Genomic DNA, 6,288 nt, shown 5'->3' with positions numbered 1-6,288 from the left:
ATTCTTTGCCACCAGCACCGGACGGCCAAACCCCAGTAACGCCGGCGAGAAGTGTCACCACCAAGAACCGCCATTGTGTCACCGATGTGTTGAGGGAGAACTGTCACCGATGTCCTGCGAGATAACAGTTGCTGTTAAAGATGTTAAAGGTTAAGGGTCACCCACGGCAGAATTAAACGTAGGAAGTTCGACGGCGGCTGCCGGGAGGTGCCGCCGTCAAACGTTGCGCCCACACACCTTTGGATGACCGCAAGTTTGTGACGCAACATAGGGAAATATTCCTTCACTATTTGCCCGAATGCGCCCACGCTGGAGTCATGAGTACACCACGCACCTCAGTCCCCGTACTGGACCTGTCGGCAGCCCGCAACCCGGACGGCTTCTTCAACAGCGACTTCATCGATTCCCTGCGCGACGCCGCCCACAACGTCGGCTTCTTCCAGATTACCAACTACGGTGCCGCGGACGGCCAGGCACAAGCGCTGCTGGACACCGTGGCCGGATTCTTCCGCCTCCCCCTGGTGCAGCGGCTGGAGCTGGACAATCGCACATCCGCCCAATTCCGCGGCTACACGAGGCTGGGCACCGAAATCACTCGAGGCCGGGCCGACTCGCGTGAGCAGATTGACTACGGTCCCGACCGTGAGCCGTTTATCGACGTTCCCGCGGACCAGCTGTTCCTGCGCCTGCAGGGGCACAACCAGTGGCCGGCAGGCTACCCCGAACTGGAACGCGCGGCCATGGCCTGGGCGGCGCTGATGGCCTGCGTCGGCGCCGAATTGCTGGCCGGGATCAGCGTGGCCCTGGGCCTGCCCGAAGACTACTTTGCCGATCCGTTCACTTGGTCCCCCGCCTGGATGGGCAAGCTTGTCCACTACGTCGGAGGGCAAGTCACCGCCGCCGGCACCCAGGGCGTGGGCGCCCACGCGGACTACGGCTTCGTCACCCTGCTACTGCAGGACAACGTCGGCGGCCTCGCGGTCCAGCCGCACGGGCACACGGAATGGATTCCGGTGGACCCCATCCCTGGCGCGCTCGTGGTGAACCTGGGCGAGATGCTCGAAGTCGCCACCAACGGGTACCTCATGGCCACCATCCACCGTGTCACCGCGCCATCGCCGGGCCTAGACCGCTACTCCGTCCCGTTCTTCTGGTCCCCGCGCCTTGACGCCGTGATCAACACCGTGCCACTGTCCGCGGAGCTCGCCGCGGAGGCACGCGGGGTCACCGATGACCCGAACAACGCCATGCTGTCCTCCTACGGGTCCAACGTGCTCAAGGGCTGGGTTCGCGCCCACCCACAGACGGCCGCCATCCACTACCCCGAGGTGGGGTAGCCATGGCCTCCGCCGTCGGCACCGCAGACTGGCGCTTGCGCACCTTCGCACTGTATTCCCAAGTGCGCGCTGTTGACGAGCGCGACGGAGCCGCGGCGGCCCATGAGCTGTGGGTGCGGGAACGTGATGCAATGTTTGCCAGCCACCCGGCCTCGGCATTGGATTCCGACCAGAATGCCAGGTTCACGGGTCTGGCCGTGGAGCCCTACGATCTGGCCTGGCGGTTTTCCTGCAAGATCGGCGCCGAGGGTGCGGGACAGGAAATGTCCGTGGACACGGGCACCGACGGCACAGTTGCGTTCGTGCGGCTGGGTACCTTCGACATTCCGGACGTCGGCAAACTCGCCGTGTGGCGGCACGCCGGCTACGGTGGCGGCATCTTCCTACCCTTCCGCGACGCCACTTCGGGGGCCGACGGCGGCAGCTACGGAGCCGGGCGCTACCTTCTGGACACCATTAAGGGGGCCCACCTCGGGGTCGAGGGTGAGCGCTTTAACCTGGACTTCAACTTTGCTTACAACCCCTCGTGCGCTTACAACCCCGTCTGGGCGTGTCCAGTGCCCGGCGCCGACAATCGCTTGGCCGTGCCGGTTCCCGTCGGCGAGATGTACCTCCCGCAACTTGGCTCCTGACTGTTCCGGCACCTCAGGAAATCGGCACGAGATTCAGCAACGTCATTGAACTGGTTCCGGTGGGCTTCTACGATAGTAAAAGCGAAGTCCACGTTGAAGGGCTGGTAGCACCATGAGTCGCAAGGTAGTAGCACACCTGTTCAGCTCCCTCAACGGGGTGGTTGAAGATCCGAACCTTTGGCAGTTCGACGCGTTCGGTCCGGAGGAAGCGCAACTGATGACAGAGGTGATCACCCCTGTCACCGATGCTGTGATCGGTAGAAAACTGTGGCTGGAATGGTCCCAGTATTGGCCGCAAGCCGATGATCCCTTCGGTCAATGGATCAACCCTGTGCGCAAGCACGTTGTCTCGGCGACTTTGCCGGAAGAGTTGCCATGGAACAGCACACGCATCCCTGGCGACCCGTTGGAGTACGTCAGGAACCTTTGCAACCACGGCGAGGGCGGAGTCATTGTGAGCGGTGGCATCGCTACAATCCGCTCACTGTTCCTGGAAGGCCTCATCGACGAACTCATCGTGACCACGCATCCGGTGGTCGTAGGTGATGGTCGGCGCCTGTTTGACGAGAGCGTCACGACTACCCGGCTGCAACTGTTGGGGGCCACTCCCACGGGATCGGGCAACGTCATCATGCGCTACTCCCTGCGCCCGCCGGACTGAAACGCCAATCTCACAGCGCCCAGCGCATCATGTCATGCTGTTCGAATCTCGCTAGGAGGAATCATGCAACGAATCGTGCCCAACGTGTGGTGTCAAGGCAACGCGGACGAGGTCGGCAGCTTCTACGCGGCCGTCCTTCCGGACACTTCCGTAGAGTTGGTAATGTCCTATCCATCGGAAGACCTGCCGGACTTCCAGCGTGACCTCGCAGGGCAGCCATTGGTCGTCGATGTGACCGTGAGCGGATATCGAATCAGGTTGATAAATGCCGGCAGCGAATTCCGGCCCACACCGGCGTTGTCGTTCATCGTCAACATGGACCCCCTGATGTTCAGCGGCGGCATGGATGAGGCGCGTGCCCGGATCGCCACCATGTGGGAGGCCTTCACGGACGGCGGCGAGGTCCGCATGCCGTTGAGTGAGTACCCGCACAGCAAGCTTTACGGCTGGGTCGAGGACAAGTTTGGGGTGAACTGGCAATTGATGCTTGCCGCCCCTGACACGGAGCAGCGACCTGCGCTAATCCCGCAGTTTCTGTTCACTGGAGCAGCCGCCCAAGCACAACAAGCCATTGACCTCTACACCGGCCTGGTGCCGGATTCGAGCCTTGGGATGACCGTTCCCAAGCCGGGAGAAGACGGGTCCATCCTCTTCGCGGAGTTCACCCTGGCCGGCCAGTGGTTCTCCGCCATGGATGCCGGTATGGGCCACGACTACTCATTCACGCCGGGGCTCTCGCTCGAGCTGAACTGTGCGAACCAGGATGAGATCGACAGGATGTGGGGAGCACTCAGCGCTGTGCCTGAGGCCGAACAGTGCGGCTGGTTGGTTGACAGGTTTGGGGTGAGTTGGCAGATTGTGCCCGGGAACATGGGTGAGCTGCTCCAACACCCGGGTGCGTTTCAAAGGATGCTCAACATGAAAAAGATCATCGTCGACGAGTTGTGAAGCACGGGAGCACCAACGACGCGGCTTGGCTACCCCGCGCGCTGATTGCTGCAGTTGTCTCAGTCGGCGGTTATCGTATGGGCGCATGTCCACTTTCAGCGTCGAACGCAGCACCGTAATCTCAGCACCGGTTGAGAGCATCTACCCCATGGTTGAAAACTTCCGTGAATGGACTAGGTGGTCGCCGTGGGAGAGCATCGACCCGACGATGGAGCACAGATACGAAGGCCCCATCGCTGGCGTTGGGGCCAAGTACGCGTGGAAAGGCAAGAGCAAAGCGGGTGTTGGAACGATGCAGATCATGGAGACCACCCTCACCACAATTAGAATTCGGCTGGAATTCACCAAACCGATGAAGGCTGTCAACCCCACAACGTTCACTTTTGCCGCTGAAGGTGCCGGAACGCGTGTCACGTGGACCATGACAGGGGAAAGCACAGGCCTCAACAGGTTGTTCCTGCTATTTATGAACATGGACAAGATGGTGGGCAAGGACTTTGAAAAGGGGCTCGCGCAACTAGGTGGAGCGGTTTCCGGTCATGCCCAGGAGCATCTGCGGCAGTGGCGTCACAAGCCATTGAAGGCTAGTGCCTGGCACGGGGATATCCTCGTTCAGGCAGCAGTCCTGTCAGTGAACTGTGGCTGCTGGACAGCAGGAGTCCGGTGTTCGCGGCGAAAGAGTGTGGCGAGGGCGAAGGTTGTCCAGCCCCGCACGCGGTCCTGGACTTGCCGAGTCCCGCTAGGTTTTCGTTCCTACCGTTCAGTCCGTGATCGACACGGCCCACCTTGCTTTGGTTGAGCGTCACGTTTCGATTTCAGCGACTTCCTTGGTCTCGAGGATTTGCGTTCGAGGTTCACCGCCGAGCGCGGGTCCGGCAGCACCGGTACTCCACACTTTTTTCATCGTTGCCAATAGTCGCTCTGCTTGGGCGACCGTCTCGAATTCAAGATCGATCAGCACATATTGCGGGTTGCCGGTGGGTTGATGGATGGAGTACCGCTGTACGCCTGCTTTGCCCCGATCTGCCGGGTCTCGGTCGAAAGCGGCTTTCCAAGTGGCAAAATCTTGGGTGGGATGTTCAATCCTGAGAATGACCATGATCCGTACCTTCTCTAACGGGTGTGGTTTGAGTGTAGGCGCTGTTGCGGACAGTAAATATCCCAGTTCTCTGGGATATTATCTGCTTGGGTGGCTGCCATCTCGACGCGCGATCCCGGGTTGTTGGGAGTAGTGTAGAGACATGGTTACAGCCCTGACGCGCACCACTGTGCGGGACCGGATCGTCACCATTGTTGCCGCAGCGTCCGATGCCAGAACGTTGCGCACTGACGTACTCCGCGAACTGCACCGTGTGCTTGACTTTGACGCCCACGTGTGGATGCTCACCGATCCAGTGACCTTTGTCGGCTCTGACCCGCATGCGGATGTCCCTGCTTTCGATCAGCTGCCCCACCTCATCAAGTCCAAATACTTGACTCGGGTCAATCGATGGACTGATTTGGCAGCTCGTCGAGTGGACGTTGCGTCGCTTGTCGAGGCTACGGGTGCAGATTTGACGGAGAGCCTCCTCTGGAAGGAGGTCCTCCAGGAGCACGGGGTAAGGGACGTCGCCTCCATCGTCATGGCCGATCGTTACGGATGCTGGGGGTTCCTCGACCTGTGGCGCAGCGGTGGGTCCACACCATTCGATGACCATGAGCTTGTCTTTCTGCGGGAGCTCACACCATTGCTGACACATGCTCTTCGATTGCGTCAGTCAGTGACTTTTTCTACCGTACCGCCGGCTCGTCGCCGCGCGGGCGGACCCGTCGTCCTCGCTCTCAATGAGAACCTCGAGGTGGTCAGCCAAACGGGCGCTGCGGAGGAGTGGCTTCGCACGCTCCTGCCGACCGACTGCGGCCGTCCGGTGGCCCCGGCGAGTGTTTACAACACAGCAGCGCAGCTGCTTGCTTTCGAACACAAGGTCGATTCACACGAAGCTCGCGCACGTGTGCATCTTGCGGAGGGCACCTGGATTACTGTTCGTGCTGCGAGAATGGGTTCGCAGATCGCGGTGTCCCTTGAGGTCAGCTCGCCTGAGGAACGACTCGAGGTTTTCGCACTATCACACGGGATGAGCGTCCGCGAGGCTGAGCTCTTGGGGATGCTCGCAGACGGGAGCGACACGAAGCTCATTGCGCAGCGGATGTTCCTCTCAGAATTGACTGTGCAGGATCACCTCAAGTCGATCTTCACGAAGTCCCAGACCAACAATCGTCGATCCCTTCTCGCCCAGATCATCGGCACACGCGCGGACCACGAATCGAACCAGAAATGACACTGCGCTTGCGCGAATTTCAAACAGAACACTAAGGCGATAGGTGCTTCAGCCGCAGGTCTTCCCACCAGCGCTTATGCAACATGAGCGGCGACAGATGTCCATCCAGCCAACAGATGGACATTTTGGGAACATATAAACGCGACCCCCCGTCACCAGAGGTTTGTGTACCCGTGGTGGGACTCTAACCAGCTCATGTCCTCTACAAACGCTGGAGAACCACGGCAAACAAGGAATTCAACCTACTCCGGCGCGTTACAAACCACTGGGGTATTCAGCTGACCGGCCTAGCTTGATGTCCGCCAGGGCCGGCTGACGGCGGGGAATTCCAGGCTTGGAGTGTGTTCGCCGCCGGTAGGCGGGATCGGGTGGGTTGCTTTGGGCCAGGGCTC

7 protein-coding genes are annotated in these 6,288 nt (G+C 60.5%); 6 read left to right on the top strand and 1 reads right to left on the bottom strand.

What is annotated here, in order from left to right:
• Positions 1-317: 317 nt before the first annotated feature.
• The 5 genes from QMG25_RS19985 to QMG25_RS19965 all read left to right on the top strand — a co-directional run bounded on the left by QMG25_RS19985 (position 318) and on the right by QMG25_RS19965 (position 4,377).
• Positions 318-1,337 (top strand): isopenicillin N synthase family dioxygenase, encoded by a 1,020-nt coding sequence (locus QMG25_RS19985; protein WP_283462843.1) that lies wholly within the window; start codon positions 318-320, stop codon positions 1,335-1,337.
• Between the two features lie 2 nt (positions 1,338-1,339).
• Positions 1,340-1,969 carry a DUF1684 domain-containing protein gene (locus tag QMG25_RS19980; protein WP_283462842.1) on the top strand — a complete coding sequence of 210 codons (630 nt, stop codon included), beginning with the start codon at positions 1,340-1,342 and terminating at the stop codon, positions 1,967-1,969.
• 112 nt (positions 1,970-2,081) lie between these two features.
• Positions 2,082-2,630, top strand: coding sequence for a dihydrofolate reductase family protein (locus tag QMG25_RS19975; protein WP_283462841.1), 549 nt, complete (start codon positions 2,082-2,084; stop codon positions 2,628-2,630).
• A 63-nt stretch (positions 2,631-2,693) separates the two neighbouring features.
• Complete coding sequence (locus QMG25_RS19970; protein ID WP_283462840.1) at positions 2,694-3,578, top strand: VOC family protein; 885 nt, start codon at positions 2,694-2,696, stop codon at positions 3,576-3,578.
• Positions 3,579-3,663: 85 nt separating this feature from the next.
• On the top strand, positions 3,664-4,377 hold the full coding sequence (locus QMG25_RS19965; RefSeq protein WP_283462839.1) for an SRPBCC family protein: 714 nt from the start codon (positions 3,664-3,666) through the stop codon (positions 4,375-4,377).
• Between the two features lie 3 nt (positions 4,378-4,380).
• On the opposite strand, the gene QMG25_RS19960 is transcribed toward QMG25_RS19965, so the two are convergent.
• On the bottom strand, positions 4,381-4,677 hold the full coding sequence (locus QMG25_RS19960; RefSeq protein ID WP_283462838.1) for a hypothetical protein: 297 nt from the start codon (positions 4,675-4,677) through the stop codon (positions 4,381-4,383).
• A gap of 142 nt (positions 4,678-4,819) precedes the next feature.
• Between QMG25_RS19960 and QMG25_RS19955 the strand changes: the two genes are divergently transcribed.
• Positions 4,820-5,896, top strand: a complete 1,077-nt coding sequence (locus QMG25_RS19955) for a LuxR family transcriptional regulator (RefSeq protein WP_283462837.1) — start codon at positions 4,820-4,822, stop codon at positions 5,894-5,896.
• The last annotated feature ends 392 nt before the right edge of the window (positions 5,897-6,288 follow it).

The organism is Arthrobacter sp. H35-D1, from assembly GCF_030063185.1.
Lineage (GTDB): Bacteria > Actinomycetota > Actinomycetes > Actinomycetales > Micrococcaceae > Specibacter.
The sequence above is the reverse complement of the archived record's forward strand: the minus strand, read 5'-3'. Positions and strand labels throughout refer to the sequence as shown.